At 75.3% G+C, this 1778-nt stretch carries 2 protein-coding genes; one reads left to right on the top strand and one right to left on the bottom strand.

The genetic code is table 11. The features are described from left to right. Positions 1–423: TIM barrel protein (locus LCD33_RS25765; protein WP_224978368.1), on the bottom strand; the 423-nt coding region annotated here is incomplete at its 3' end. 89 nt (positions 424–512) lie between these two features. On the opposite strand from LCD33_RS25765, the gene LCD33_RS25770 reads away from it, so the two are divergent. Further along, positions 513–1778 (top strand): ROK family transcriptional regulator (locus LCD33_RS25770; RefSeq protein ID WP_224978369.1); only part of this gene is annotated, 1266 nt, incomplete at its 3' end.

Consider the following 1778-nt stretch of genomic DNA (forward strand, 5'->3'; position numbering starts at 1 on the left):
CTCCCGCCCGCCCCACATGACGAAGGTGCGGGCACCGAACTCGCGCGCCAGGTCGAGGTTGCGCAGCACCTTGCGCAGCGCGAAGCGGCGCACCGCGCGGTCGTTGGAGGTGAACCCGCCGTCCTTGAACACGGGGTGCGAGAACAGGTTGGTGGTGACCATCGGGACGGTGATCCCGGTGTCGGCGAGGGCCTGCTTCAACCGGTCGATCTCGGTGCGCCGGGCCGCGTCGGTGGCGTCGAACGGGAACAGGTCGTCGTCGTGGAAGGTGAGGCCCGCGGCGCCGAGCTCGGCGAGCTTCTCCACCGCGTACCGGGTGTCCATTGTGGACCTAGTCGGGCCGCCGAACGGGTCGATGCCCCGGTAGCCGATGGTCCACAGCCCGAAGGAGAACCGGTCGGCGGGGGTGGGGGTGCGGCTCATCGGAAGTCCCTCCCACGAATTTGTTCTTGTGCAGAACATACTAGGGTTCCGAGTGATCAGCGGGCAAGATCCGGCGGACGGGGGAGCGGATGCGCGGCAGCAACTCGGACCGCGTCCGGCGCGACAACCTCGCCGCCGTGCTCGACCTGGTGCACCGCACCGGATCGCTGTCCCGGGCCGGCATCACCCGGGCCACCGGGTTGAGCCGTTCCACGGTCGCCGCACTGATCGCCGAGCTCACCGGCATGGGCCTGGTCGCCGAATCCGGTCCGCAGGACACCGCCCGCGTCGGCAGGCCCTCCCCGGTGGTGCACCCCGACCCGGACTGCGTGGCGATCGCGGTCAACCCGGAACTGGACGCGATCACCCTCGGCGTCGTCGGCCTCGGCGGGGAGGTCCGCTCCCGCCGCCGGATCGAGATCGCGCGGCCCGGCGCGACGCGGACCGTCGAGGTCGTGGCCGCCGAACTCGGCTCCGCCGAACTGGACGGGAAGCGCATCGCCGGCATCGGCGTCGCCGTGCCCGGCCTCGTCCGCGACGGCGACGGCGTGGTGCGGTGGGCGCCGCACCTGGGCTGGCGCGAAGAACCGATCGCCGCCGAGCTCACCCGCGCCACCGGGCACCCCGCGTTCGCCGGGAACGACGCGACCCTCGGCGCGCTCGCCGAGCACCTGTTCGGCGCCGGAGTCGGCGTCCCCGACCTCGTCTACCTCAACGGCGGGGCCAGCGGCATCGGCGGCGGCATCATCGCCGGAGGGAGCCCGCTCGGCGGGACCGGCGGTTACGCGGGCGAATTCGGGCGCAACCGGCCCGCGATCCGCGACCCGGCCGACCGCGCGGTGCCGGACGGGACGCTGGAGGACGAGGTGAACCGGGCGCGGCTGCTGGAGCTGCTCGGGCTCGGCTCCGCCGACCAGCTCGCGCTGTCCGGGGCGCTGGCCGACTCGGCCGATCCGCGGGTGCGCGCCGAACTGGCACGGCAGGCGCGGGTGCTCGGCGGCGCGGTCGGCGCCGCGGTCAACGTGCTCAACCCGCGGCTGGTGGTGCTCGGCGGGTTCCTCGCCGACGTGCTCGGCGCGGATCCGGCGGGATTCGCCGAGCTGGTGGCCGAGCAGTGCTCAGCGCCCGCGTTCGAGGAGGTGCGGATCGTGCCCGCCGCGCTCGGCGCCGACCTGCTGATGATCGGCGCGGGCCAGCTCGCGCTGCACCAGCTGCTCACCGACCCGGCCGCCATCCGCCCGCCCGCCGCCGAGGTGGGGTGGGGGGGGGCCGCAGGTGGGGGGGATAGCGGCCCGGCCGGCGGGGGCCCGGCGGGGCGGGGGGGGGGGGGGGGCGCGGGGGGGGGTGGGCGGGGG

This window comes from Saccharopolyspora sp. 7B (assembly GCF_020177435.1).
GTDB lineage: Bacteria > Actinomycetota > Actinomycetes > Mycobacteriales > Pseudonocardiaceae > Saccharopolyspora_C > Saccharopolyspora_C gregorii.